This is a genomic window from Psychrobacter sp. I-STPA10 (genome assembly GCF_021012795.1).
Lineage (GTDB): Bacteria > Pseudomonadota > Gammaproteobacteria > Pseudomonadales > Moraxellaceae > Psychrobacter.
In genome coordinates this window covers 12,557-39,357 of record NZ_VFYU01000018.1, presented here as the reverse complement: position 1 = coordinate 39,357, position 26,801 = coordinate 12,557, and the positions used below count along the sequence as shown (strand labels likewise).

Below are 26,801 nucleotides of genomic sequence, written 5' to 3'. Positions count from 1 at the left end.
TTGCTTCATCGGTTTGCCTCCGTCATACTATTAACACCTGTATCATCACTGCTCTCAACCAAGCGCATAAATAATTCTTCCAAACGGTTAGCTTTATTACGCATACTGGCAACTTCAATGCCTTGTGCGCTTAACTGCTCAAAGACTTGATTGAGTGACTCACCCTCACTTAAGGTAATTTCAAGCGTTAATTCATCAGGCTGTGTCACTTCGGTAACATGAGTAATTACAGGTTTATTTGTCAGCGCATTGGTCAAATCTAGCACAAAGGTTTCAACCGATAACTGAGTTAATAATTCTTTCATCTCGGTATTAATGCGTATTTCACCGTGGTCAAGAATCGCAATATGGCGACACAATTGCTCCGCTTCTTCTAAATAGTGGGTGGTCAAAATAATGGTGGTATTTTCCTCTGCATTAATTTGTTGCATAAATGCCCACATCGAGCGGCGCAGCTCGATATCTACTCCCGCCGTTGGCTCATCTAATATCAATAACTTAGGCTTATGAATCAATGCCCGCGCAATCATCAACCGCCGCTTCATGCCTCCAGATAATTCACGAGATTTGTTATCTCGTTTATCCCACAGTCCCAATGCCGTTAATAACTTTTTGGCACGTGGCTTAGCTTCACTGGCAGCAATGCCAAAATAGCCTGCTTGGGTGATTAAAATGTCCTCAACTTTTTCAAACTGATTAAAGTTAAACTCTTGTGGCACGACGCCAAGATATTGCTTGGCAACTGATGGGTGCGCCAATAAATCTGTACCAAATATTTGCACACTGCCCGAAGTTGGACGAAATAACGAGCTAATAATACCAATCATCGTCGATTTACCTGCCCCATTAGGACCAAGTAAAGCAAAAAATCCGCCTTGTGGTACTGTGAGGCTGACATTTTTTAGTGCAGAAAATCCATTATCATAAGTTTTTGATAAGTTATTTATCTGTAAGGCAGGTTTAGATAAGGCATCAAGGTCAGTCATATTGGTCATTATAGTGGCTACGATGGTTGTCTAGATTAAAATACAATATAGATAATATGTGCTAAATCAATAGGTAAGGCTTTAGTCTGTTGATTTTTTCTATAGTAAACAGAGTTTATGGGGATGGTGTTTGAGATTTAAAGCATCATTTATACTAAAGTCAGTATCTACATAATATGCTAATAAAAGATTTATTAGATTACGCCACTCTCAACTTATAAGACCCCCTCCTAACCTCCCCTTTACTACGCGAGCATAGCTCTTGTCTTGTACTACAAGCACAGCTTTTCGTCTTGCATCGCTAAAATAGTCCACTGGACTATTTATTAACGCTCTTCAGGGGCGAAACAGTGTTTCGCTATATTCCTCCTCAGGGAGAGGAACTGGTTTTTAAGTCCTCCCCTTACTTCAAGGGGAGGGTATGGGAGGGGTCATATATGATTTTATAAAATAAAGTTGAGAGTGGGGTTTAAATTTTAATAGAGTTAGAACTTACACAAAAGTACAATATTTGCCTTATAAAGCGACTGAAAATTATATTAAGCCTCTGGAACTAATTACAGCTAGTCCAGAGTATTAAAGACAATGATTAGCAGACACTAAATCGCAAGAACTAAAAAAACGCTTGTCATTTTGAGCAAGCGTTTTTAATAAGTATAACAATATGCAAGTTTTAGCAGCTAAAATATACTAACTAAATTAAGTCCAGTAGGCTAGCTGGCAGCAGATATCATATAATCAACCGCATTTTGTACTTCTTCATCAGGAATATCAGCACCACCTTTGGCAGGCATCTGATTAAAACCATTGATAGCATGATCATACAGAGTATCTTTACCCTTTGCAATACGAGGGCCCCATGCACCTGCGTCACCAAAGGCAGGAGAACCTAATAAGCCAGTCGCATGACAAGTATGACAAACAGCATTATATACTGCTTCACCATCACGAGGTTTACCATCTGCTGAAGGACCAGTAGCAGTGACAGTCACATCACACTCTTCACCTTCAAAACACACACGACCATAAGGCTGGATACGTGCTACCAACTGAGGATATAGTGCTATCAACTTTTGTACTTGTGGCGTATCTTGTGGGATGTCCTCAGCGGCATCAATTGCTGCTGTCTCGTCTTGCTCTTCTGAGCCCTCAGCATCAACTTCTGTTTCAGCTTCTGTCCCTTCGGTGGCATCTGCATCAGTAGATTCAGCTTCGGCTGGTTGTTCTGCATCGCTTACTTCAGTGGCAGCAGGCGCATTTTCTACTTCTTCAGCTTGGCTTATGGCAATACTAGACATACCTAGCATGGCAGCGGCTGTTAATATAAGCACTTTTTTCATTCGTCACGTTCTCTTTTACAGTTTCGAGCGAGCTTAGTTTGTTAAGATATAAATAGATAGTAATAGTTAACTTAAATAATTATATTAATCAGCTATTAAGACATATTCTTATGCTGAGTTTATATCTAAGTTACACCTTATTTGTCAGAACCTAGCTGGCTGGTGAATGATAAACGTCAAGATTATTTTCCTTTCCATGATATTATAAGGGAAAAGTGAGGTGGATTGCTATGCCTGATTGATGACTTGGTGGATTATTGTTTTATTCACCGCAACTATGGCATTGAGCATTGGCTTTTTTGGCGATATTTGTTAGACTAAGCGGTCTTGAAAATTACATAAAATTTTAACTTTTATGTATATAAGCAAACATCACTATAGATTTAGCCTTGTTATATATGCGCTCGTAGCTCAGTTGGATAGAGTATCGGTCTCCGAAGCCGAGGGTCGTGGGTTCGATTCCCGCCGAGCGCACCATTCCCATCATTATCCTTCCCATAACTCAATTATTTGATATTTTTTTAGCCTGATACGTCTGATAGCAACTCCTTTAGCTGTACCTTATTTGGTATATCATGTAGATTAATCACCATCACCTCTCCCAATTTCCGACTACCTGTGGCAAGATTATTATCCATGGTAAGCATGGCTACTTTTTTGCCTTGATTGCTTAATAATAAATGCTGTGGGCGTATATTTACCTCATATTCAGGAAATTGACGATGGATAAACTCACTCAACTTGACTAATTTTTTAGGCGGTTTGGTGGGTTGGAGGACATTTGATTGTAGGGGTTTTTTCTTTAATGCTAACAAAAACAATCCTATAGTTACCACCAAAATAATAATAAGCCACCAAATACCCTCTACCATAATCCTTATCCTATCATTTTGTTGATTTTATTTTTGCTTTCGTCTTTAGATAGAAAATTTTATTCTAACTATCTTGTTATACTGCACTTTTTATACTGCAATAATGACATTATTAATCTGCATATTATCCTCAACACTCTACGCTTAATTTATATCATTCATACTTTATATCTTATAGGACTATTCTGATGACACAATTATCACCTATATTATCCACAAACATCGAAAAGGCTGTCAATTGCCTACGTCAATCTGATACGGTCTGTATTTTAACAGGCGCTGGCATCTCAGCAGAAAGTGGTATTCCAACTTTTCGCGACAAGCAAACAGGACTGTGGGAAAACTACCGTGCTGAGGATTTGGCTAATGCTGGTGCATTTGAACGTGACCCAAATTTGGTGTGGTCATGGTATCAATGGCGGCGTAATTTGGTCAAAGATAAACAGCCTAACCCTGCCCATCATGCGTTAGCACGCTGGCAACAAGCATGGCAGCAGCAGAACAAAGCAGAGCTGACCTTAATCACCCAAAATGTCGATGATTTGCACGAACAAGCTGGCAGCATAGCAACCCATTTGCATGGTCACCTTTGGAAAAATCGCTGCTCAAAATGTGATGCTATTTATGATATGCCTATTGATTATACTGATGCGCAATTAATTCATTGCCCACACTGTCAGGGATTTATTCGCCCTGATATTGTCTGGTTTGGAGAGGGCTTGCCCGTTGATGAATGGCTACATGCCAAATTATCAGCAAGAACGTGTCAGGTATTTATCACCATTGGCACCTCTAGTATTGTCTATCCTGCCGCAGGATTGGTAGACTTGGCAAAATATAGCCCATATCAGGCAAAAATCATTGAAATCAATCCCAATCCCACAGACAATCCAATGGTAGATATTCAAATTCAAGCAAAGGCTGGGGAAGCATTGCCACAATTGGTCAATCAACTGTTGTCAGAATAATTGCCATCAGAATAAGGATAACAGTTGGAAACCGTCCATTTTTAGGTCACCTTGCTTAATGGCATTTGCTCCTGCTTCATTGGGATAATGTCGCTGCAAAATGACAAAATAAGCCCCATTACGTACCCCATTGAGCTTGCCATTATTACGCTGATAATAGGGAAACTGACTGGGGCTTTGTGTCCAAATTGCCGTTTGTTGATAGGCTTTACCTAATAATTTACCCGCAGGCGAGTGCCAAACTGGCTTGCCTTGCTGAGCAAAAATCTGTGCTGTAATACTGGTCGGCAACATAGCATAATGCGTATAAGAGATGCCATTAATGCCTTTGGTTTCACCGCCACAATAATTATTGCTATCACTACGACAAATCTCTTTTGTAAACACGCCTTTATCTGATATTTGTGATTGCAATAATGCCTGCCAGCGTTGATATGATTTATCCAGTAAATTTTTATCTTGTAAATAAACCGCCATACTGGTGTTTAGCAATACTCCCCAATTGCCATGATTGTTATCACTGTCATTAGCAGCAGACTGCGGCAAAATAATGTCACGCAAAAATGTCCGCCAATGGCTATCGTCCCAATCATTGACCCCTTGTACCCAATAACCTGCCATAATAAAACTGGGCAAATCAAAGTTAATGTCTGCTTTTGCTTGCCGGCCTTTGACTTGCTTTAAGGTCGTTGCCCATGCGTCCAATATTTGCTGACTCTGTTTGGCATAACGCTTATTACCTGTTAACTGATAACACAAAGCCGCCCGATAACTTAACCAGCCATCGTTAGCAAGCTGTTTTGCCGCTGCTCGCCCCTGCTCGTTAACCCCTTCATTATTGTAATGGGGCTGTACATCAAGGATTGCCACAGGCTGAGCATCTCTATCTAAATTATCCTGACAACTGCGTAACAATGCTTGTGTTTGTTGTGGATAAGCTTCAGGTTGCTGACGCAAAGCTTGCCAATCTGCCTTATCCAATAGCATGGATTGAAACAGTGGTTTTGAGAAATTAGCAAAGTTATATGACTCTGTTAAAAAATGGGGAGTGCTGTTTTTTGTGGTTATATTTGTATTTTGCATATTATGGTCTTGGGTATAACCACAACCACTCATTAATAGACTACCGCCCAATATGCTCACCATCTTTATTGGTGTTATTTTCATAATCATCAGCTCTTTTTATTGATAAGCTTTATATGGATATGGGCATGTCAGTTATGGTTATGGTTAAATAACAACACCATTAAATAACCACCATTAAATAACAATCACCTCATCAGACAATTCATTACCCGCAGGGTCATTTTCAAGATAATAATATTGCCGTAATAGCCGACCAATTTCTTCTAACAGCTCCGACAAACTCTCTTCTATCTTATCTTGTGTCAGCCCTGATAACGCTTTATCACACATTGCTTGCCATACTGTCGGACTGACATGGGCACTGATACCACGGTCAGCAATAATTTCTAAGTCATGCTCACAGATATTAATATACACCAAAACACCCGTATTCTCTTCAGTATCCCAAACTCGATATTGGCTAAAGAGTTCTAAGGCACGATGACGACAGTCATGATGGTATGCCGATTGAATGGGTAATTGATGCTCAATAATCAAAAATACCTCACCACGATGCCCTTGCTCAGCTAGTGTGACCTTATTGGTTAAGCGTTGCTGTAACTCTTTGGTTAGCCATTTGCTATGTAGCATGGGTACATACAATACTTGCCGCCACCACCTTGCAAAGCTGGGCTTACTATCAGCCTGTTTTTGTTGCATATTTTATCCTACATCTTGTTTTTATACTTTAAATGTCAACCAACTTACCCTCTAAAATCAACTCAGCAATGATTACCATGAGCCACCTGCACCGCCGCCACCAAAACCACCGCCGCCGCCGCCAGTGAAGCCACCACCACCAAAGCCGCCGCCGCTACTGCCACCACCACCGCCAAAGCCGCCACCTGTGGGAAAGAATACCACGCCACCGCCGCCACCTCGACCGCCACGCCCGCCTCGTCCTGAACCACCACCTGAGCTACGAGCAGATAAAAATATCCATAAAAATATGGCAAGTACTAAACTTAAGAAAAAACTGCCGCCTGTTGCCCATGATGCAAAAAAGAACACGCCTGAGGTAACCGTTGCCCCTAATATACGCCCTAATAATGTGGTCAAAAATGAGCCAAAAATAAATGCCATAATCAATAAAACAATGGGCGATACTTCTTCTTGCGATGCCTCATTAGCCACTTTTTCAGCCTGAGCATCTGCTTGTGCCAATATTTCTGGGTCGGTGGTGAGACGCTCTTCAATACGATTAATACCTGTGGCTAAGCCACCTGCATAATCATTTTGTTTAAAATAAGGAGTAATGTCATTACGAATGATTCGACTCACCACCACATCGGGCAGCACTCCTTCTCGTCCATAGCCTGTGGCAATCCACATTTTTCTGTCATTGACCGCCACCACAAACAATATCCCATCATCATTTTGTTTATCACCAATACCAAATTCATGAGCTTTTTCGATGGTATAGTCATCAATAGCCCTACCATTGGTAGAAGGGACAGTTAAAATCGCAATCTGCCCCAGTCCTTGATAGTATAAACTGTTGAGCTTTTGCGACAGCTTTTGTCTTTCAGACGCGCTTAAAATTTGCGCCTCGTCCATGACATAATCATGAAATTGACTGTCATCAAAATTTTGTACATTTGAGCGTTTAGGAGTGGGATTAGCTGAAGAATTACTCAGCGTAGGATTATTATCAGCTTTCGCTTGTCCATTAACAAAATCATCAGCAAAGTCACCAACAATAATATCTTGTGCCTCAGCAATGGCTTCATTGTGCTGCCCTGCACTAGCAATCGCTACCATATCATCGACGCTGTGATTGGCAAGATTTTGATTTGCTTGCGCATTTGGCTCAGCCCACCCCATGATTGGCAATACCAAACTCAAACTTAGCAGTAATGGGGCTAGAGCTGTCCTTTTTTTCATAATCAATCTGACTCTGTTAAATATTTAAATAAATTAAAATCAACTCAAAACTAAGCTGATATTTTAATCACCAAAATTAACCTCTGGTGCTTTTGAAATAGCATCTTCATTTGCCACTGTGAAGTTAGGCTTGGTATCCATACCAAATACTTTGGCAGTAAGATTGGTTGGAAATTGACGCACTGATGTGTTGTATTCTTGGACTTCATCAATATAACGCTTACGAGCAACTGTAATGCGATTTTCTGTACCTTCTAGCTGAGCACTTAAATCTTGGAATAACGCATCAGCTTTTAGCTCAGGATAACGTTCAGACACTGCCATCAAACGACTTAGCGCACCACCCATCTGTGCTTGTGCCTCTTCATATCGCTGCATCGCTTGTGGATCGTTTAATACCTCAGGGGTTACTTGGATACTGCCTGCTTGCGAGCGAGCCTGTGCTACTTCAGCAAATACCGCTTCTTCATGATCTGCATATTGCTTCACTACTTTAACTAAGTTTGGTACCAAATCATCACGACGCTGATACTGGTTAACTACTTCAGACCATGCCGCTGTCACTTGCTCATCTTGAGCAACCAAGTTGTTATAACCACACCCTGTCAAACTGGCAGAAGAAAAAACCAGCATCATGCTTAGTGCTAAAGGTTTAACAATAGAGTGAGCAGTCACACTGGGAAAAGTAAGCATTTTAGATATTGATTTCATAGCGAACCTCAAACAAAGAGAAAAAATAAATAAATGGTAGCATGCCACATCGCCATACCATTAAATGTAGTGAATGTGATTAAACACCGACATAATGAAGCTTACTAGTGCTAATTACAATTTTTTGTTACCAAAAAACAACTCCCATCAAGCGCTTATCCATGTCTTTACTATCTTATTATAAAAAGACAAATAAATACAAAAGGTGCAGATTATCCCATTCCAATTATCTATTTAATTTGACAGATACACAAAATGCGCTGGTAATTAAGTTGTTTTTATGGCAAATTGCAGTTACTTAGACATACCCTTTTGTTACATTTAGATAGTTAAATTAACAAATCACGTAAGGGTGTCTATCGTTTACACAAGATAAACACTAGGTTTTTATGCTAAATATTGACAAATTGTTGTCTGAAAACAGTGCATAAGTTTGTCCAGTTTAAACTCAGTACAACAGATCACCCAGCACTATAATATGGTAAAAATATCCACCAATATTCGTATTTTCTGGTTAGGTTGGATCGTAATGACTTTAAACTAGATCAACACTTGCTTTTGTATTCAATACAGCATGTCAATAAATAAAAACAATGATATGAAAGTGATTCTTATTATCAGTGTTATTTATAATTTAATAACACGATATTAAGATGCTTTAGGAATTTAGGAACAGTGAATATGGAAGCATTAGTTAATGGTTTAAACAATATTATTTGGAGTAATGCACTGATTTACCTGTGTTTAGGTGCAGGTTTATTTTACTCCATCTTAACGCGCTTTGTACAAGTGCGTCTTTTTGGCGAAATGATACGCCTATTATTTGGTGGTAAATCCAGTAAAGATGGTATTTCTTCCTTTCAGGCATTAGCCGTCTCGCTCTCTGGTCGGGTTGGTATGGGTAACATCGCTGGGGTTGCCGCTGCCATCGGCTTTGGTGGCCCTGGTGCGGTATTTTGGATGTGGGTAGTGGCATTCTTAGGTGCATCTACTGCCTATGCTGAATCAACTTTGGCACAGATTTATAAAGAAAAAGATGAAATCACGGGTGAATACCGTGGTGGCCCTGCTTACTACTTTGAAAAAGCATTGGGTCAAAAATGGTATGGTATTTTATTTGCCATTTCTTCTATTATCGCTTGTGGTGTGTTTTTACCTGGTGTGCAAGCCAATGGTGTAGTCAATGCAGTTACCCAAGTCATGGGTGATGGCAGCATGATGAATATCATGGGCATGGAAGTAGGCTCATATCGTCTGGGGGCGTTAGTCATCGTATTAGTGATATTGGGTATCATCATTTTTGGTGGTATTAAACGTATCGCTACCTTTACTGAATATGTCGTGCCATTTATGGCAGTGGGCTATATCATTTTGGCTCTGATTATCATGTTTAGTAATATCAGCTTGGTGCCAGAAGTATTCGGTCAAATTTTTGGTGATGCTTTCTCTGCTCAAGCTGGTTTTGGTGCTGCCATCGGTTGGGGTGTGAAACGTGGTATTTACTCTAACGAAGCAGGACAAGGTACAGGTCCTCACGCTGCCGCTGCTGCTGAAGTTGAACACCCTGCACAGCAAGGTTTGGTACAAGCATTCTCAGTCTATGTCGATACGTTATTGGTCTGCTCGGCAACTGCCTTTATGATTTTATCAACGGGTATGTATAACATTCAAGGTACACTGCCTGATGGTGAGTTCTTGGTACAAAATGTTGCAGCAACCACTGAGATTAACTCACCTGCCTTTACTCAGTTAGCAATGAATTCTGTCTATGGTAACTATGGTGATAACTTTATTGCAGTTGCCGTTTTCTTCTTTGCCTTTACTACCATTTTGGCTTACTACTATATCGCCGAAGTGAACATCACTTATCTGACTCGTTTTGTTGGTCGTGGTGCACATAAATCAGGCATCTTTTTTGTCAAAGTCATCATTATGGTGATGGTTGCTTATGGTGGTCTTAATACCGCAGGCTATATCTGGGGCTTAGGTGATGTGGGTGTTGGCTTGATGGCATGGCTGAATATTGTTGGTATCATCGTTATCTACTTTGTTGCCAAACCTGCGATGGATATCCTTAAAGACTATGAAGCACAAATGAAAGCTGGTGTTAAACACTATACCTTTGACCCTGCTAAGTTTGGTATCAAAAACGCACCCTATTGGGAAGAGCGTGAGCGTATGCGTTTAGTTGAGTTAGAAAAACAAGATAACTTACGTTAATCTGAAGATATAGTGTTATAAAATAAAAGTTAGACAACTCAAATTAAACAACAGTAAAAGCCCTCAATAATCAATTTATTGGGGGCTTTTTTTATAAAACTTTTGCATAAAAATCAAGATAATAGTAAATATTACAAATCATTTATAACGATTCATTAATTCAACATATACCTGCATTGGATCTTGTTGTTGTTGATAAGCAAAGTGAAGCTGTAATGATGGTTGATTGTTATCACTACAATAGAAGCGTTCAATAGGTTGATTGGCTACTAACAAATACCGTGGCTCTTGCCACTGCTCAGCAATCACTGCTAATGGAATAAATGAATACTCATTGCTAGGTAGTGCTTGGCTATGTGTCGTTTCTCCTGCTATCCATGCTACCCATGTCGCTTGTCCACCACTAATACTCGGCAAATAACTCTGATAGTCAAAACATGCTATGACCTCGCCTAAATGTGTTATCTTACGATGACCGCTTGATGTCATTGTTAGTATTTCAAGTATTTCTAAAGTGGTGGTGTGCGGGGCATCACAATCATCACCCATACACACACTGTCACGGGTAATATTGATAATCATAGGATATCCTATTAAATAAGTAATAATACAATGCCAGATAGTGCTGAGGGTACAACTAATATGGCTGACAATATAGATAGTAATATCAATACTAACGCTAACTGGGCTCGACGTATTTTTGATTGGGCAGATGAGTTTGATATTAGTGACAAAAATATCCCAAGAGATGAAAACGCTTTATTAACCATCACAGAAATTAATATCAATCAGCTAAATCAGTCCCCTAATGAGCACCCAAAAATTACTTATCTTCCTGATGAGATTGGCTATCTACAACAATTAAACACCATTAATATCAGTCATAACAATCTCACCACCCTACCCAACTCTATAAAAAATCTTAGCAAATTAGAGAATCTGTGTCTCTGGGGTAATCAAATCCATGAGATACCCTGCGTTATTAAGCATTTAACCAACCTTAAAACTTTAAATTTAGCAAACAATCGTATCAAACAACTGCCTAAATGGATTGCTAAGCTTAGCCATTTAACCCAGCTTAATATTGCCTTTAATCAATTAGCCTATTTACCTGATGAGATAGCGCAACTGACCAAACTGCACTATCTTGATTGTTATCATAACCAGATAAGCAAATTACCTAAATCTATTGACAATCTACAAAGTCTCACAAAGCTCAACCTACAAAATAACCAGCTTCAACTTTTACCAAAGACCATAGCAAACTTGCAGCAACTAGAAAAACTGTTTATAAGTCATAACCAGTTAACCACACTACCAAACACTATGGGGTATTTATCCAATTTAAAAATGATTGATGCCAGAAGTAATTGTCTGCACCAACTTCCTACCACTATGGCTAATCTAGCAAACTTAAAAATTCTTGCCATTGCCAATAATCCGCTGCATCAGCCAGCTCATTTACTCCATAACTTACATAATAATACTCCTAACCTTCAATGTGATATAAAGTAGGCAACTTTTAACGATACTCAAATAGTCTCGTGCTTAGTACAATAAATAACCGATGCAAAAATATCCTGTCTTTTAAAAATTATACTGCCCCCTACCCCCAACAATCGCTATAATATCGCCACACTTTGAAAATAATTCATCTTATTATGAGCCACGATACGCATAGCCAAACACACAGCCACGCCCCAGCCAACACACCAACCCAACATGCGCCACATGACCCGAGCCAGTTTGAATTAACGCCGCCTGAGGTTTTCCCTTACCAAGAGCAACAGCTAACGGCACGCCAGCGTATTACTGAGCAGTTAGCCAAGCGGATTTTAATGCTTGATGGGGCAATGGGGACACAGATTCAGACTTATGGCTTGCAAGAGGCGGATTATCGTGGACAACGCTTTGCTGATATTAGCCAAGATGTCAAAGGCAATAATGATTTATTGGTATTGACCCAACCGCAGATGATTCAAGAGATTCATCGTGACCATCTAAATGCTGGTGCGGATATATTAGAGACCAACAGCTTTAATGGGACACGTATCTCAATGGCTGATTATAATATGCAGCCGTTAGTACCAGAGATTAACCGTGAAGCGGCACGCCTTGCACGTGAAGTCGCCGATGAATTTACCCAAGCCAATCCTGATAAGCCTCGCTTTGTGGCGGGGGTGTTAGGGCCGACCTCTCGTACTTGTTCGATTTCTCCTGATGTCAATGACCCTGCTTACCGCAATGTCACTTTTGATGAGCTTGCTGACAACTACCGTGAAGCAACCTTAGCGTTAATTGAAGGCGGTGTTGACCTTATATTGATTGAAACCATCTTTGATACCCTCAATGCCAAAGCAGCGATATTTGCGGTCACTGGCGTATTTACTGATATTGGTTTTGAATTGCCGATTATGATTTCAGGAACGATTACCGATGCCTCAGGGCGAACGTTATCAGGGCAAACAGCGGAAGCGTTTTATAATTCAATCCGTCATGCCAAGCCGCTATCGGTTGGCTTTAACTGTGCCCTCGGAGCTGATGCGCTCAAGCCGCATATTCAAACCCTCTCTGACATTGCTGATACCTTTGTATCGGCGCACCCCAATGCAGGTTTGCCCAATGAGTTTGGCGAATATGATGAAACTGCTGATGAGACCGCAGCCCTACTCGATGGCTTTGCCAAGTCGGGTATTTTAAATATTGTCGGTGGCTGCTGTGGTACGACCCCTGCTCACATTAAGGCGATTGCCGAAGTGATGGCAAACTATCCACCCCGTCAAATTCCAGACATTGCCCCTGCCTGCCGTTTGTCAGGTCTTGAACCATTTAATATTAACCGTGACAGCTTGTTTGTGAATGTTGGTGAGCGTACCAATGTCACAGGCTCTCGTAAATTTTTACGCTTGATTAAAGAAGAAAAATATAGCGAAGCCTTAGAAGTGGCATTAAACCAAGTCGAAGGTGGGGCGCAAATCGTCGATATCAATATGGACGAGGGCATGCTGGATTCTAAGCAGGCGATGATTCATTTTTTAAACTTAGTCGCCAGTGAGCCAGATATTAGCCGAGTGCCCTTAATGATTGATTCCTCAAAATGGGACATTATCGAAGAGGGGCTAAAGCGTACGCAGGGCAAACCGATTGTCAATTCAATCTCGCTAAAAGAAGGCTATAACGAATTTGTCGAGCGGGCAAAACTGTGTATGCGTTATGGGGCGGCGGTGATTGTCATGGCGTTTGATGAGGACGGACAAGCCGACACCTATGAGCGCAAAATAGAAATTTGCAAACGCAGTTATGACATTTTGGTCGATGAAATTGGCTTTCCTTCAGAAGACATTATCTTTGACCCCAATGTGTTTGCGGTCGCCACTGGTATTCCTGAACATAATAATTATGGCGCAGATTTTATCAATGCCACCGAGTGGATAACCGATAATCTACCCAATGCGATGATATCGGGTGGGGTGTCGAATGTGTCATTTAGCTTCCGTGGTAATCCCATTCGTGAAGCGATTAATGCGGTATTTTTATACCATGCCATTAATGTGGGTATGACTATGGGCATCGTTAACCCTGCGATGCTCGAAGTGTATGATGAAATCCCCAAAGAAGCGCGAGAAGCCATTGAAGATGTGATGCTTAATCGTAATCAGGGCGAAACAGGACAAGACGCCACCGAACGGCTGATGACCATTGCCGAAAGTTACCAAGCGGGGGGCAAAAAAAATGATGGTACGGTGGATTTGTCATGGCGAGAGCAATCGGTAGAAAAACGCATCGAACACGCACTGGTCAAAGGCATCACTACCTATATCGACCAAGATACTGAAGAGGCCAGACAAAAATACGCCAAACCGTTAGAGGTCATCGAAGGACCTTTGATGGACGGTATGAATGTGGTCGGTGATTTGTTTGGGGCGGGTAAGATGTTTTTGCCACAAGTGGTAAAATCGGCTCGGGTGATGAAGCAATCGGTGGCGTGGCTTAACCCTTATATCGAGGCAGAAAAAGTCGAAGGTGAAACCAAAGGTCGGGTACTGATGGCGACGGTCAAAGGTGATGTGCATGACATTGGTAAAAATATCGTCGGTGTGGTACTCGGCTGTAACGGCTACGACATCATTGACCTCGGGGTGATGGTGCCTTGCGAAAAAATCCTTGATACTGCCATTGCCGAAAAAGTCGATATTATTGGACTGTCAGGGCTGATTACCCCAAGCCTTGATGAGATGGTGTATGTCGCCAAGCAAATGCAAGAACGGGGTATGAACCTGCCGTTAATGATTGGCGGTGCGACCACTTCCAAAGCCCATACCGCAGTAAAAATTGAGCCACAATATCAAAACGATGCGGTGCTGTATGTTGCTGATGCTTCACGAGCGGTGGGTGTGGTCACCAAATTGCTATCTGCTGAGCATCGCATCGAGCTGATTAGTGATGCCCGTGCTGAATATGAAAAAGTACGCGAACGGTTGGCTAATCGTAAACCCAAAGCTGCCAAACTAAGCTATGCCGAGGCTATCGAGCAAGGCTTTGTGTTTGATTGGGACAGCTATACTCCACCTGTGCCCAAGCAGTTAGGGCAAGTAATATTAGACGACTTCCCCATCGACAATCTATTGCCGTTTATTGACTGGACACCGTTTTTTATCTCGTGGGGATTGGTGGGTAAATACCCCAAAATCTTTGATGATGAGGTGGTTGGCGAAGAAGCCAAAGACTTGTATGGTAATGCCCAAGATATGCTACGTAAATTAATTGATGAAAAGTTAATCACTGCCAAAGGGGTATTTAAAATCATGCCTGCACAGCGTACTGCCCCTGATACAGTAACGGTGTATGACAAACTACCGAGTGAGGGTGGACAACCGACGCATCAATTTGAGCATCTACGTCAGCAATCGGACAAAGCCAGTGGCAAGCCCAATTATAGTTTGGCTGATTTTATTATGCCTGAGTCGGAAAATACTGATTATTTAGGTGGTTTTACCGTATCTATCGAGGGTGCGGACGAGTTGGCAACCGAGTATAAACAAAATGGCGATGATTATAACGCCATCATGGTACAAGCCTTATGTGACCGTCTAGCCGAAGCATTTGCCGAGCATTTACACTTGCTGATTCGTACCCAATATTGGGGCTATCAGCCTGATGAACAGCTTAGTAATGAGGAATTAATCAAAGAAAAATATATCGGTATCCGCCCTGCCCCTGGTTATCCTGCTTGCCCTGAGCATACTGAAAAAGGCAAGTTGTTTGATTGGCTGGATACTGAAAATAGCATTGGTACGACATTGACCGAAAGCTATGCCATGTGGCCTGCGTCCTCTGTGAGTGGCTTTTATTATTCACACCCTGACAGTGTGTATTTTAATGTCGGCAAAATCAGCACCGACCAGTTAGAGGATTACGCCAAACGTAAGGGCTGGGATATGAAAACGGCGGAGAAGTGGTTAAATCCGAATTTGTGAGGGTAAAAATACCCTATTTTCGCCTCTCCAACGCTTCACTCCAAGTCATAGCCACATCCTCTTGAAAGGCGGGTGATCTATTGCCTGTAAATGGCTCTAAATTTAGTCCTGTTTGCACGATATTTTTGCCATTTTTGACGGTTAGTATATGTTTGATTGAATGTATGTTAAAACGAATTGGACGTTGCTCTGATCCTAAGACTGTGCCATCTAAGCGTTGCCAACCCCAATTAATAAACAGCCGTCAAAACGGTCACCAACCATAAAACAAGGAAACGGACTGTCTGAGATAAATATAGTCAAAGAAGACTAAAACAGATACAAGGCGACCGAGTGCAGATAGTACTGTTGTACAGCAAACGAGGGCAACACAGTAGCTGTTTAGTAGCTCTTTGACTACACACAAATAGGGGCATGTTGACCTGATATATCACAAATAAAAAGCTGATATTCTGTTTTCATAAATTCACTTCCTATCTTTTAAGTAAGTATACTCCAAAGTTTTAACACGATTGTATATACACCACCTAATAGAGACTATTCACTCAAATCTAAATTATCCGTTGTCATTTACTACTATTTTGCTAAGATAAAACCATTATCATATTTAAAAAGGATAAAGTATGGGACAAATTACCTTAACCATTGATAATGATGTGGAAAATACCATCAAGCAATATGCACATGCAGAAAATTTACCACCAAGCCTTTGGCTGAGCCAGTTTATTGAACAACAAATTAAACCTCACCAAGATTGGTCACCTGAAATAAAAGCATTATCAGGCTGTTGGACGGACTTTCCTAGTTTAGAAGAAATTAGGAAATCAGATAATTTAGATTGTCAGCGTGAGCCTTTATGAAGTATGTACTTGATACCAACACACTGATTTATTTTTTTAAAGGTATGGGACAAGTAGCCTCATATATCTATAACTGTCATCCACAAGATATTGCTATCCCTGCCATTGTTCTTTATGAATTGTATGTAGGTATTGAAAAATCCACTCACCCAAACAAACGTATCACCCAACTAGAAACCCTTTTAACCCAAGTTCAAGTATTACCTTTTAACCAACAAGAAGCCAAAATCTCCGCCATGATAAGGGCTCAATTAGAACAAAATGGAACACCAATAGGACATTACGACATACAAATTGCAGGAACAACACTGACACATAATGCAATTTTAGTCACTCATAATACTAAAGAGTTTTCTAGAGTTGAGGGTTTACAAATAATAGATTGGTTTTAAAAAATAAATAAGGAACTCCTATGTCTCTTAAAGGCATTGCCAAACAAACACTTGAGATTAGCCAAACAGGGCAACTGCCTTGTGCTGATGGCTCATTCATTGATTTCTCAATTGAGCAACGATATGCCGAAGCGCATACCGAACTATTTCGCCCTGATGAGTTACAAGCTCTGTTAAACCAAGATAGCAGCGCAAATACATCTGAGCGCACAAATCTACCCAACACCCCAACTAAGATTGAAGTCACCACCGAATCCACCCAACAAGCAACTTATCGGCTGGTGGTCGATGAAAAGATAGATGATGTGGTGTTGCTCAATTTTGCTTCTGCCCGCAATGCAGGCGGTGGATTTATCAATGGGGCAAAGGCGCAAGAGGAAGATTTATGCCGTTGTTCAGGATTGTACTTGTGTCAGCTTACGCAGCCTGATTATTATGAGATAAATCGCAAACAAAGCTCATTGCTTTATACCGACCATATTATTTATTCGCCCAAAGTGCCGTTTTTTCGGCTCAATATACGTGAGTTGCTGCCCAATTATTTTTTGGCATCGGTGATTACTGCCCCTGCGCCCAATGCAGGACAGCATTTAAGACAACAGCCTAATGACTGGACTAGTATTAAACAGACGCTACGTCAACGTACTGGCTATGTACTGGCTGTGGCAAAAGCTCAAGGGCATAAGACATTGGTATTAGGGGCTTGGGGCTGTGGCGTTTTTCGTAATAACCCCAATATGGTGGCAGAAGTATTTGCTGATTGGCTAAAGCAGCCACAGTTTGCCAGTGTCTTTAATAGGGTGGTGTTTGCCATTTATGATAAAAGCCAGAGCCAAGCGACCTATCAAGCCTTTGCAAACCAGTTTTCCGCCTAAAATCACTGTTTTATCTCAAGCAACCTTGTTCCTTGCAATCACTTAAACTCACTTTTTTTAAACTTATTGTATCACCCAAAACAATAAAGGTAGCGATTTATACAAATCACTGCCTTTATTTATTATCAATACATCAAGCAAATATGGGCATTAAAACCGTGTCTTAAAAGTTGGTGGTAGTTTTTGCTCCACCTCTTTCATTTGTCGTTCAATCTCTTCTTTACTTGGCATATTATTGGGGTCTAATCCCATATTTTTTGCCATCTCCATTGGGTTGGTTGCAACTTGACCAGCATCTTGCCCACCTTTTGCACCACCTCCAAATAAAGGACCACCACCGCCAGACATACCACCTGCCAGACCTTGTACCGCCTTCATCATTTTACTGATGCCTTCTGGTTTTGATAGCATTTTCATCATTTTTGCCATCTGCTTGTGCTGTTTGAGCAGACGGTTGACATCTTGAATCTGTTTACCCGAACCTGCGGCGATACGACGCTTACGACTGGGGTTAATCTTATCAGGATTTTTACGCTCAAAGGGTGTCATTGAGTTAATCAATGCTTCCATTTCTTTCACTTTTTCTTCAGGCTTCGCCTCTTCGACTGCCTTTTGAATCCCTGCACCACTCATACCAGGCATTTTATCCAAAAATCCTGCCATGCCACCCATATTTTTCATTTGCTGGAATTGGGTCAACAAGTCCTCAAGGTCAAATTCACCCCCTTTTTGGATTTTATTCGCCATTTTTTCAGCTTTATCACGGTCAATTTTTTGCTCAACCTCTTCGACCAAACTCAGCACATCACCCATACCCAAAATACGCTGAGCGATACGGTCAGGGTGGAATGGCTCAAGCGCATCGAGCTTTTCGCCACGACCCAAGAACTTAATGGGTTTTTCAGTAATGGCACGTACAGACAGTGCCGCACCACCACGCGCATCACCATCAGTTTTGGTCAAGATAACGCCCGTTAATGGCAGCGCATCATTAAAGGCTTTGGCGGTATTGGCAGCATCTTGACCTGTCATAGAATCGACCACAAACAAAGTCTCAGATGGATTCACCGCCGCCGTTAACCCTTTGATTTCCTCCATCATCGCCTCATCAATGTGCAAGCGACCTGCGGTATCAATAATTAAAATATCTTGATACTGCAATTTGGCTTGCTCAATGGCACGAGTGGCAATATCAATCGGATTTTCATCAGCAGTTGAGGGTACAAATTTAGCATGCACCTGCTCTGCCACTTGCTCAAGCTGCTTAATGGCGGCAGGTCGATACACATCGGCAGACACCAGCATCACTTTCTTTTTGTGACGCTCTTGTAGATATTTGGCAAGTTTACCTGCGGTAGTAGTTTTACCAGCACCTTGCAGACCAGCGAGTAAATAAACCACAGGCGGCTTGCCAGTCATCTCAAGCTGCTGATTGGCACTACCCATCATCTCGGTCAGTTCATCATAGACAATTTTGACAAATGCTTGCCCAGGTGCCAGCTCTTTTAGCACCTCTTGTCCCAACGCTTGCTCTTTGACCCGCTTGACAAAATCACGGGTAATCGGCAATGCCACATCTGCTTCAAGCAGCGCCATCCGCACTTCACGCAAGGTATCTTTAATATTGTCCTCAGTTAATTGACCTGAGCCTGAGATATTACGCAGACTGGTCGAGAGGCGTTCGGTTAATGTATCAAACATAATAGTGTCTCTTCTAACTATAAATAATTATAAAAAAATAAAAACAAAACATATAAATACTAAATTAAAATGATGACCGATAGTGGCTTCATTTAACACACTGCCCGTATCAAACCATCAATAAAACTTATAATAAGTAATTAGATTACGCAAATACCCTTCATTCTATGATAAATTAGAACATTATTCTAATGTTTTACCATAAACACTCAAATTCATTATACAAGTATGCTTAAGACAATGCACAAAAACACCATGTCAAAAAATACAATGCATAATATTCTATACACCCTCGTCGTTTGCCATCATTGTTTTTAAAGGACTGCGACCGTGTTCATCGTCTATCTTCTCGCCGCCATATGCTATGCAACTATTAGTATTCATCTATACTGGGCATTGGTACGCAAAAAATCCATTGCCAAAACCTTCACATTGAGCCTACTCAGTATTGGCGCAATGGCACATGCCAGCATACTTTATCCACACATCGTTACCAGCTACGGCTTAAATTTTAACCTATTTAACACCGTTAGCCTTATCAGTCTATTTTTTATTATATTTTATGGGCTATTTTGTCTTTATCGTCCCATTTTAAGTCTTGGTGTACTTGCCGCACCCACTGCCCTTATTGGTGTCAGCGTTGGCTACTTTGGCATTGCACCATATCACCCATTGGTTGGCATTAGTCGTGGACTTGAAGCACATATTCTACTCTCCTTTGCTGCCTATTGTGTCCTACTCATGGCAGCAGTACAAGCGGTGATTATGCGTTTTCAGATACGGGAGCTAAAACGCAAAACTGCACATCGCTTTTGGGTCAATAAACTGCCCCCATTACAAAGTATGGAAGGCTTATTATTTGATATGATATTGGTCGGTTTTGTGTTGCTTAGTCTTGCATTAGGGCTTGGTTTTGTCTATGTCAAAGATATCATCGGACAGCACATTGCTCATAAGATGGTCTTTAGTATCATCTCATGGCTGATATTTGGTGGTATGATTATTGGGCATTGGCGGGCAGGTTGGCGCGGGCGTAGAGCCGCAGATTTGACCATTTTTGCGTTTGTGTTACTGGCACTCGGCTTTGTTGGTAGTAAGTTTGTACTGGAGTTTTTATTGTAAAGTTATGCAGATAAAAACTTACTACAATTCCTAAACCACCTATGCGGTGTTCATATTATCCAAAATCACTCGGAAATGTACCTTCTGGAAATCCTATTTAAAGGATTTCCCTTGCGCAGCTAAAATTGATATGCCTGTTTTTATCAATTAGTTTTAACGCTGCTCATAAACCACCTATGCGGTGGATAACCCCAGAGTTTACTGCTGCCTTGGTTGATCGCTTTTCTAAACCACCTATGCGGTGGATAACTTAGATGCTCTTATGTTTCATTTATTGCTATTTTTCTAAACCACCTATGCGGTGGATAACAAATGGTATTGTTCAAGATTTGACAATACATCTTTCTAAACCACCTATGCGGTGGATAACTGCTGTTCACGAGCATCATGGTTATGGGACATTTTCTAAACCACCTATGCGGTGGATAACCTCCCAAACATAAGTTGTATAAAGCGGGTAATTTTCTAAACCACCTATGCGGTGGATAACATTATTTGCTTGGTAAGAACCGAGACCGAGACTTTCTAAACCACCTATGCGGTGGATAACGAACGGTCAAGATTTAACTTCGTAAATTCACATTTCTAAACCACCTATGCGGTGGATAACCCATGACATGGGCATTTACTATGACATCATCATTTCTAAACCACCTATGCGGTGGATAACCCGAGGTGCGTTCTAAGTTTAAACGGTGGTACTTTCTAAACCACCTATGCGGTGGATAACAATGGAGGGCGGACAGCTTGCGACATGGATAATTTCTAAACCACCTATGCGGTGGATAACTACCAGACAGCCTATTTGTAACTGACAAATACTTTCTAAACCACCTATGCGGTGGATAACATATTATGAATCTTTATCCTAACGCAGATGAGTTTCTAAACCACCTATGCGGTGGATAACGTGTGCCATTGTCGATTTGCTCATATAAAGTGTTTCTAAACCACCTATGCGGTGGATAACCAGTTTGTATCGCAGTGTGCTGGGCATCGGTTTTTCTAAACCACCTATGCGGTGGATAACAATAATCACGCAGCTAGTAGATTAGTGGGTGATTTCTAAACCACCTATGCGGTGGATAACCAATGCTAACTCTAAGCGCAGCAAGCAAAGCATTTCTAAACCACCTATGCGGTGGATAACTTGTTCGCGCGCTGTATTTGCATAATCGCCCGTTTCTAAACCACCTATGCGGTGGATAACAGGGGCATAACGTCTATGGGGGCGAAAGTATTTTTCTAAACCACCTATGCGGTGGATAACCGAGTACGCATGAATAAACGCATTGCAGCGATTTTCTAAACCACCTATGCGGTGGATAACGATGATTGTTAAATGCCCTGTCACTCCAGAATTTTCTAAACCACCTATGCGGTGGATAACTGAGGGTGATTCTTATTCGGTGATGGAGCAACTTTCTAAACCACCTATGCGGTGGATAACTAGAATTATAACATGAAAGATTTAGTGATGACAGGACATACAATGCAAAAACCCTTCTTTTACCCTTATTTTTTAGTAATATCATAAACCATTGTTTTAAATAGCTTTTAAATAAATAGCAAAATAAAGGGTTTTTTCATATAACACCATTTCTACTCTATTAATTTGGTGATTTAATGGTTGCTGTCGCTGTTACCACACCTTCTGCATCAAACTGTTCAAGCACCAGCTCATCATCGCTTTGTGTCTTAGTCTGCCACGGTTTTTTTGCATCAGGTGAGCCAGTAACCATCACCGAAATGGCTTTATTTTTTAGGCGAATCATCGGTGGTTTATGCTGATAGCCTGCATGCGCTTCTTGCAAAATATCATCGGCAATGGCAGCCGCCTGTGCCCGCAGTGGCGCAACATAGCGACAGGCCACACCATCTATAGACATACAATCACCAATGGCATAAATACGCTCAATACTGGTACGCAAACTACTGGCATCAACGGCAATACCTGTACGACGGTCAAACGCCATACCAGCTTGTGTTGGCAAGTGTGGGTCAACTAACAGTCCCGTACTGGCAATGATATGGTCAACCTGCAACGTGTGGCTGCTTACCTGTCCATCTGCTTGCGTTTGCTCATAATGCACTTGATAGCCACCATTACCAGTACTCCCATTGCTATCACTGTCACCCTCGTTATTTGCTTCTATTCCAGTTACAAGACATTGCCCAATAAACTCGATACCTTGTGATTCAATCGCTTGCAAAATTCGCCAAGTTGCCGCTTCTGGCAACATTTGTGCCAGTGGTGCGCTATTTAAATCCATCAAGGTGATTTGATGACCCGCTTTTAGCAAATCCTCAGCAATTTCCGTACCCACCATGCCTGCGCCAACAATCGCCACATGCTGATGACCTTGAGCAAGGGCGGTTTGCAATTGACTAAAACGCTCAATATGATTGACATGCCATACTTTATCTTTGGGCAGAGCTTGTGGAAATATTGGCTGTGCACCCATCGCCAATACCAGATAATCATAGCCAATGCTATCCTCTACGACTGTATCACTTACTGCTGTATCAAGCGTTGTTGTATCAGCATTTGTGCTATTGCTAGCCTGAACAGACTTAATACTGATGGTTTGTGCTTTAGCATCAATGTCGGTCACTTCAGTTTGCGCCAGTAAAGTGATATTGGCAGCTTTTGCCGCATCACTGCCTGTTGCCCGAATCAAATCAGCAGCGGTTTTATTTTGGCTGATTGCCATGGTCAGCATCGGTTTGTGATAGCGGTCAGCATTATCAGTAGTAATTAAGGTAATGGGTATGTCACTGTCTTTAGCTCGTATGGCATCAACCACCCCCCACCCTGCCAGTCCAGCACCCACAACCACCACTCCGTACTTACGGTCATGGTTTGTTATTGGCTGCTCAGAAAGTGTAGAAGATATGGTCAAAGTGGCTTTATTTGCCGCTGTATTTTGTTCACTCATAAGGTTGCCTTAATTTTTTATAATAGTTATCAAATAATAAATAGAGATAATTTTTTTGATAACCTTTTTATATGCTGCTATATGTTGCTATTGTTCTGCAATTTTTGTCCAGCAACTATTTTATTCAAGAACTATCTTCTAATAAAGTGGCATTATATTCAAGTGAACAACCATATTTAATTTCTTATAGTCTACTCAATACAAAACTGTGACATTGGCTAAAAATTAGCAAGCATTGATAATCTACTACGTTATCCCCATAAAACAATCATCACATAAAAACACCAACAATATTCTAAATTTGAAGACGACCTAATATTATGACCCAATCTGCAACAACCAATCCCACTAATGACGTGCGCCAACGCTTTTTTATACAAAACTCGCCTGTGCGTGGCGATATTGTGCGTATCGAGCGCAGTTATGCCAGTGTGGTGGCACAAAAAGACTATCCTGAAGCCATCAAACGCTTACTTGGTGAGATGCTAACCGCTGCCAGTCTATTGATTGGTACGCTGAAAATTAATGGCAGACTCTCCATTCAACTACAATCCTCTGACCCTGATAGCCTGCTTAATTGGGCAATGGCAGAGTGTGATAACACGGGCATTATCCGTGCGCTTGCCAGTTGGAAAGACGACACTGAGGCGCAAACGGCGGCATGGCAACAAAAAACCACTGCCAACGACGCCTTTGCCGAGCTAGGTGCAGTAGGGCAAGGAGTGTTATTTATTAATATTCAGCCCGAAAAAGGCGAAGCCTATCAAGGTATTGTCGAGCGTAGCCATGACAATCTGGCAGAATGTTTAGTGCATTATCAACATCAATCAGCACAAATCCCAACCCTGATTTCATTGGCATGTGATGGCTTGCAAGCAGGTGGTATCTTGGTGCAAATGCTACCACAAACTGCCGAAGAACAGCGCGCTGCCGAGCTAGATGCAAGCATTGATGACGATGATTTATGGTCACGTCTGACCATACTAACCCGCACCGTCAAAGACAGCGAGCTGACTCAAGAGACTGCCAGTGAGATACTGTATCGCTTGTATCATGAGGAAGATGTGGTGCTACCACCTGCAGTAGCATTGAGCTTTGGTTGCACCTGCTCGCAAGAAAAGTGTGAAGCTGCTATTGAGCAAGTAGGCATAGAAGAGATGCTGGCAGCATGCAGCGATAATGGTGGTAAGATTGAGATGGATTGTGGCTTTTGTGGCTCAATTTATGACTTTAATGAAGATGACATTAAGTCACTCTTTGCAGAGTAACTCCTAGCCACAATACCACAATCACTCGATAGCGGTCTTTGGTTGTCATTTCTGTCGGGTATATCTTATATACCCTATATATCTTTATCTTGTCTGCCAAAAACCGCCAAATCAATTCTACTGTGCCATTATGCCATTAAAAAAATACGACTTTGTGCATCGTCCTAACCGAAAAGCATTACATATCATACGCTTACTTTGGCTCTGCTGTGCGCTGTGGACACTACTGCTAACCAGTGATTATTTTAGCCAAAACCCTTTGCAAGCACACAATATCTCCACCTTTATTGCGCTGGGTTTTATTACCATGTTTGTGATACGAGTACATGCCAATTATTATCGCCATAAAAAGCGATAAAACAGCACTTATATTGCAATGGTTTATATAGCAATTTAGATTTAAATAAAAAATGGCTACCAAATATTTGATAGCCATTTTTATTCTTTATCTATATCGCCACTACACCACACTTGCCTGCCATGTGTGCTCACCAAGTACGAGCTTTAGCTTATCCCCTGCCATCAGCTTGCCCACACCTGCTGGTGTACCTGTCATCACCACATCACCCACTTGTAGCCCAAACGCATGGCTAATATCAACCAATAACTGATACACAGGAAACAGCATCAATGCTGTATCACCATCTTGAGTCAAGGTGTCATTGATATATAGCTGATACTGCACATCAGTAAAGTCACCAAAGCTATCAGGGCTAACCCACTCACCTAATACACATGAGCCAACAAAGCATTTTGCCCGCTCCCACGGCTGCGCTTTGTCTTTAAGTTTGGTTTGCAAGTCTCGCAAAGTTAAATCCAGCCCCACCGTGACTGCATTGATGGCATCTTTAACCTCATCAATACTGGCATTGATTAACTCTTTGCCTAATTGTACGCACAGCTCTGCTTCATAATGCACATCGTATTTAATATCACGTGGTATGTCATAAAAGCTGGCAGCAATGGACGTCGTATTGTTAGCCTCAATATAATGCACACTGGAGGCAGGTTTGATAAATAGTAACGGCTGCGTTGGCACTTCGTTACCAAGCTCGGCTGCATGGGCTGCATAGTTACGCCCCACACACACCACTTTTCCGATACTTAAGTTATTCATTATCAATCTCCCTTATTAATAGCCCTAGCACACAGCAAAATACACAACCATCATCTTATCTGCTTTTAAGTTAGGACTTACGCAGTTTCATAGATTATTAGCGTCTGGTAATCATTTACTCGCTGGCTGTACGTAGTTCCAGAGGCTTCGTAAATAATTTCCAGCCGCTTGATTAAGACAAATATCGTACTTTTGCGTAAGTCCTATAAGTTATGGAATGGTGCTGGTTGCTACATCAGGTGGCACATAGTTAGTATGACGATTCATACGTTTTTCTAAGAAACGGAAAGTGAGTAAAATTACCCATGACAACACCAGATAAATCATACCTGCGGCAAAATATATCTCAAATACGGTATAGGTTTTTGAGCTGATATATTTTGCCAAACCAGTGATATCCATCAAGGCAATGGTCATTGCTAGTGAGCTGCCTTTGAGCATAAAAATCACTTCATTACTATAGGCAGGCAGCATGATACCAAAGGCACGTGGCAATATAATACGGGTCAACTTTTGACGATAGGACATACCAATGGCATCAGCGGCTTCTAGCTCACCGACAGGAATCGACTGAATCGCACCACGGATAATCTCAGCAATATAAGCACTGGTATTTAAAGTAAAAGCAATGATGGCACACCAAAAAGGCTGTTTGAGCACAGGCTCCCACAAAAAGGATTCTTTGATAAAATTAAACTGTCCCAATCCATAATAGATTAAGAAAATTTGTACCAACAGCGGCGTACCACGAAAAAAGAAAATATAGATAAAGGGAAACACGCGAACCCATGCGCTAGGAGAGATACGCAGTAAGGCTAACAGTAAACCCAGACCAAAACCAAGAAAGCCAGAGAGTAACACCAACTGTACTGTTAGCCCCACACCACCTAACAAGGTCGGCAGATAATCAATAATAACTTGCCAATTCCAATCCATTATTGCGT

At 41.4% G+C, this 26,801-nt stretch carries 22 protein-coding genes, 1 tRNA gene and 1 CRISPR repeat array; of the genes, 11 read left to right on the top strand and 12 right to left on the bottom strand.

What is annotated here, in order from left to right:
- Positions 1-5: 5 nt before the first annotated feature.
- Positions 6-995, bottom strand: a complete 990-nt coding sequence (locus FHK89_RS08870; RefSeq protein ID WP_230656224.1) for an ABC transporter ATP-binding protein — start codon at positions 993-995, stop codon at positions 6-8.
- Positions 996-1,699: 704 nt separating this feature from the next.
- The gene (locus FHK89_RS08865) at positions 1,700-2,326 is read right to left on the bottom strand and encodes a c-type cytochrome (RefSeq protein ID WP_230659163.1); all 627 of its coding nucleotides are present in this window, start codon (positions 2,324-2,326) and stop codon (positions 1,700-1,702) included.
- Positions 2,327-2,726: 400 nt separating this feature from the next.
- Between FHK89_RS08865 and FHK89_RS08860 the strand changes: the two genes are divergently transcribed.
- Positions 2,727-2,803 (top strand) — tRNA-Arg (locus FHK89_RS08860).
- A gap of 44 nt (positions 2,804-2,847) precedes the next feature.
- Here the strand turns inward: FHK89_RS08860 and FHK89_RS08855 are convergent.
- A complete protein-coding gene (locus FHK89_RS08855) occupies positions 2,848-3,198 on the bottom strand; it encodes a hypothetical protein (RefSeq protein WP_230659161.1) in 351 nt (116 codons plus the stop codon).
- A gap of 188 nt (positions 3,199-3,386) precedes the next feature.
- On the opposite strand from FHK89_RS08855, the gene FHK89_RS08850 reads away from it, so the two are divergent.
- Positions 3,387-4,166, top strand: a complete 780-nt coding sequence (locus FHK89_RS08850; RefSeq protein ID WP_230659159.1) for an SIR2 family NAD-dependent protein deacylase — start codon at positions 3,387-3,389, stop codon at positions 4,164-4,166.
- Positions 4,167-4,172: 6 nt separating this feature from the next.
- Here FHK89_RS08850 and FHK89_RS08845 read toward each other — a convergent pair whose 3' ends face one another.
- From FHK89_RS08845 to FHK89_RS08830, 4 genes are all read right to left on the bottom strand, one after another.
- Positions 4,173-5,333, bottom strand: a complete 1,161-nt coding sequence (locus tag FHK89_RS08845) for an alginate lyase family protein (RefSeq protein ID WP_230659157.1) — start codon at positions 5,331-5,333, stop codon at positions 4,173-4,175.
- A gap of 93 nt (positions 5,334-5,426) precedes the next feature.
- Positions 5,427-5,951, bottom strand: coding sequence for a TPM domain-containing protein (locus FHK89_RS08840; RefSeq protein ID WP_230659155.1), 525 nt, complete (start codon positions 5,949-5,951; stop codon positions 5,427-5,429).
- 72 nt (positions 5,952-6,023) lie between these two features.
- Positions 6,024-7,175: a TPM domain-containing protein gene (locus FHK89_RS08835; RefSeq protein WP_230659153.1), complete on the bottom strand. Its 1,152-nt coding sequence runs from the start codon at positions 7,173-7,175 to the stop codon at positions 6,024-6,026.
- Positions 7,176-7,238: 63 nt separating this feature from the next.
- Entirely contained in the window at positions 7,239-7,811 is a 573-nt protein-coding gene (locus FHK89_RS08830; protein ID WP_230659510.1) for a LemA family protein, read from the bottom strand.
- 756 nt (positions 7,812-8,567) lie between these two features.
- On the opposite strand from FHK89_RS08830, the gene FHK89_RS08825 reads away from it, so the two are divergent.
- Positions 8,568-10,106 carry an alanine/glycine:cation symporter family protein gene (locus FHK89_RS08825; protein ID WP_230659151.1) on the top strand — a complete coding sequence of 513 codons (1,539 nt, stop codon included), beginning with the start codon at positions 8,568-8,570 and terminating at the stop codon, positions 10,104-10,106.
- A 138-nt stretch (positions 10,107-10,244) separates the two neighbouring features.
- Here FHK89_RS08825 and FHK89_RS08820 read toward each other — a convergent pair whose 3' ends face one another.
- Positions 10,245-10,688: a hypothetical protein gene (locus tag FHK89_RS08820; protein ID WP_230659149.1), complete on the bottom strand. Its 444-nt coding sequence runs from the start codon at positions 10,686-10,688 to the stop codon at positions 10,245-10,247.
- Between the two features lie 30 nt (positions 10,689-10,718).
- Between FHK89_RS08820 and FHK89_RS08815 the strand changes: the two genes are divergently transcribed.
- From FHK89_RS08815 to FHK89_RS08795, 5 genes are all read left to right on the top strand, one after another.
- Positions 10,719-11,621, top strand: a complete 903-nt coding sequence (locus tag FHK89_RS08815) for a leucine-rich repeat domain-containing protein (RefSeq protein ID WP_230659147.1) — start codon at positions 10,719-10,721, stop codon at positions 11,619-11,621.
- A 146-nt stretch (positions 11,622-11,767) separates the two neighbouring features.
- Positions 11,768-15,583: a methionine synthase gene (metH, locus tag FHK89_RS08810; RefSeq protein ID WP_230659145.1), complete on the top strand. Its 3,816-nt coding sequence runs from the start codon at positions 11,768-11,770 to the stop codon at positions 15,581-15,583.
- A 623-nt stretch (positions 15,584-16,206) separates the two neighbouring features.
- Entirely contained in the window at positions 16,207-16,443 is a 237-nt protein-coding gene (locus tag FHK89_RS08805; RefSeq protein WP_230659143.1) for a hypothetical protein, read from the top strand.
- Positions 16,440-16,835, top strand: coding sequence for a type II toxin-antitoxin system VapC family toxin (locus FHK89_RS08800; RefSeq protein ID WP_230659141.1), 396 nt, complete (start codon positions 16,440-16,442; stop codon positions 16,833-16,835). The genes FHK89_RS08805 and FHK89_RS08800 overlap by 4 nt, the downstream gene beginning before the upstream one ends.
- A gap of 20 nt (positions 16,836-16,855) precedes the next feature.
- Complete coding sequence (locus tag FHK89_RS08795; RefSeq protein WP_230659139.1) at positions 16,856-17,710, top strand: TIGR02452 family protein; 855 nt, start codon at positions 16,856-16,858, stop codon at positions 17,708-17,710.
- 150 nt (positions 17,711-17,860) lie between these two features.
- Here the strand turns inward: FHK89_RS08795 and ffh are convergent, their stop codons facing one another.
- Complete coding sequence (gene ffh, locus FHK89_RS08790; protein ID WP_230659137.1) at positions 17,861-19,411, bottom strand: signal recognition particle protein; 1,551 nt, start codon at positions 19,409-19,411, stop codon at positions 17,861-17,863.
- 330 nt (positions 19,412-19,741) lie between these two features.
- Here ffh and FHK89_RS08785 point away from each other — a divergent pair, with 330 nt between their 5' ends.
- On the top strand, positions 19,742-20,533 hold the full coding sequence (locus FHK89_RS08785; protein WP_230659135.1) for a cytochrome C assembly family protein: 792 nt from the start codon (positions 19,742-19,744) through the stop codon (positions 20,531-20,533).
- 162 nt (positions 20,534-20,695) lie between these two features.
- Positions 20,696-21,983: direct repeats of the CRISPR family, unit length 28 nt; unit sequence TTTCTAAACCACCTATGCGGTGGATAAC.
- A 160-nt stretch (positions 21,984-22,143) separates the two neighbouring features.
- On the opposite strand, the gene FHK89_RS08780 is transcribed toward FHK89_RS08785, so the two are convergent.
- Positions 22,144-23,472 carry an FAD-dependent oxidoreductase gene (locus FHK89_RS08780; protein ID WP_230659133.1) on the bottom strand — a complete coding sequence of 443 codons (1,329 nt, stop codon included), beginning with the start codon at positions 23,470-23,472 and terminating at the stop codon, positions 22,144-22,146.
- A gap of 320 nt (positions 23,473-23,792) precedes the next feature.
- Between FHK89_RS08780 and hslO the strand changes: the two genes are divergently transcribed.
- Both hslO and FHK89_RS08770 read left to right on the top strand, forming a co-directional pair.
- Positions 23,793-24,740: an Hsp33 family molecular chaperone HslO gene (gene hslO / locus FHK89_RS08775; RefSeq protein ID WP_230659131.1), complete on the top strand. Its 948-nt coding sequence runs from the start codon at positions 23,793-23,795 to the stop codon at positions 24,738-24,740.
- A 130-nt stretch (positions 24,741-24,870) separates the two neighbouring features.
- Positions 24,871-25,098, top strand: coding sequence for a hypothetical protein (locus FHK89_RS08770; RefSeq protein ID WP_230659129.1), 228 nt, complete (start codon positions 24,871-24,873; stop codon positions 25,096-25,098).
- A gap of 102 nt (positions 25,099-25,200) precedes the next feature.
- Here FHK89_RS08770 and FHK89_RS08765 read toward each other — a convergent pair whose 3' ends face one another.
- Both FHK89_RS08765 and FHK89_RS08760 read right to left on the bottom strand, forming a co-directional pair.
- Positions 25,201-25,857 (bottom strand): fumarylacetoacetate hydrolase family protein, encoded by a 657-nt coding sequence (locus tag FHK89_RS08765; RefSeq protein ID WP_230659127.1) that lies wholly within the window; start codon positions 25,855-25,857, stop codon positions 25,201-25,203.
- 210 nt (positions 25,858-26,067) lie between these two features.
- Positions 26,068-26,793, bottom strand: a complete 726-nt coding sequence (locus FHK89_RS08760) for an ABC transporter permease (protein WP_230659125.1) — start codon at positions 26,791-26,793, stop codon at positions 26,068-26,070.
- Positions 26,794-26,801 lie beyond the last annotated feature (8 nt).

Excerpts from the sequence above, each read along its gene's own strand:
- FHK89_RS08835 (WP_230659153.1), bottom strand. The coding sequence starts at position 7,175 with ATGAAAAAAAGGACAGCTCTAGCCCCATTACTGCTAAGTTTGAGTTTG.
- FHK89_RS08865 (WP_230659163.1), bottom strand. The coding sequence starts at position 2,326 with ATGAAAAAAGTGCTTATATTAACAGCCGCTGCCATGCTAGGTATGTCT.
- FHK89_RS08815 (WP_230659147.1), top strand. The coding sequence starts at position 10,719 with ATGCCAGATAGTGCTGAGGGTACAACTAATATGGCTGACAATATAGAT.
- FHK89_RS08840 (WP_230659155.1), bottom strand. The coding sequence starts at position 5,951 with ATGCAACAAAAACAGGCTGATAGTAAGCCCAGCTTTGCAAGGTGGTGG.
- FHK89_RS08800 (WP_230659141.1), top strand. The coding sequence starts at position 16,440 with ATGAAGTATGTACTTGATACCAACACACTGATTTATTTTTTTAAAGGT.
- FHK89_RS08780 (WP_230659133.1), bottom strand. The coding sequence starts at position 23,472 with ATGAGTGAACAAAATACAGCGGCAAATAAAGCCACTTTGACCATATCT.
- FHK89_RS08805 (WP_230659143.1), top strand. The coding sequence starts at position 16,207 with ATGGGACAAATTACCTTAACCATTGATAATGATGTGGAAAATACCATC.
- FHK89_RS08770 (WP_230659129.1), top strand. The coding sequence starts at position 24,871 with ATGCCATTAAAAAAATACGACTTTGTGCATCGTCCTAACCGAAAAGCA.
- FHK89_RS08765 (WP_230659127.1), bottom strand. The coding sequence starts at position 25,857 with ATGAATAACTTAAGTATCGGAAAAGTGGTGTGTGTGGGGCGTAACTAT.
- FHK89_RS08820 (WP_230659149.1), bottom strand. The coding sequence starts at position 10,688 with ATGATTATCAATATTACCCGTGACAGTGTGTGTATGGGTGATGATTGT.
- ffh (WP_230659137.1), bottom strand. The coding sequence starts at position 19,411 with ATGTTTGATACATTAACCGAACGCCTCTCGACCAGTCTGCGTAATATC.
- FHK89_RS08855 (WP_230659161.1), bottom strand. The coding sequence starts at position 3,198 with ATGGTAGAGGGTATTTGGTGGCTTATTATTATTTTGGTGGTAACTATA.
- hslO (WP_230659131.1), top strand. The coding sequence starts at position 23,793 with ATGACCCAATCTGCAACAACCAATCCCACTAATGACGTGCGCCAACGC.
- metH (WP_230659145.1), top strand. The coding sequence starts at position 11,768 with ATGAGCCACGATACGCATAGCCAAACACACAGCCACGCCCCAGCCAAC.
- FHK89_RS08825 (WP_230659151.1), top strand. The coding sequence starts at position 8,568 with ATGGAAGCATTAGTTAATGGTTTAAACAATATTATTTGGAGTAATGCA.
- FHK89_RS08870 (WP_230656224.1), bottom strand. The coding sequence starts at position 995 with ATGACCAATATGACTGACCTTGATGCCTTATCTAAACCTGCCTTACAG.
- FHK89_RS08845 (WP_230659157.1), bottom strand. The coding sequence starts at position 5,333 with ATGAAAATAACACCAATAAAGATGGTGAGCATATTGGGCGGTAGTCTA.
- FHK89_RS08830 (WP_230659510.1), bottom strand. The coding sequence starts at position 7,811 with ATGATGCTGGTTTTTTCTTCTGCCAGTTTGACAGGGTGTGGTTATAAC.
- FHK89_RS08760 (WP_230659125.1), bottom strand. The coding sequence starts at position 26,793 with ATGGATTGGAATTGGCAAGTTATTATTGATTATCTGCCGACCTTGTTA.
- FHK89_RS08795 (WP_230659139.1), top strand. The coding sequence starts at position 16,856 with ATGTCTCTTAAAGGCATTGCCAAACAAACACTTGAGATTAGCCAAACA.
- FHK89_RS08850 (WP_230659159.1), top strand. The coding sequence starts at position 3,387 with ATGACACAATTATCACCTATATTATCCACAAACATCGAAAAGGCTGTC.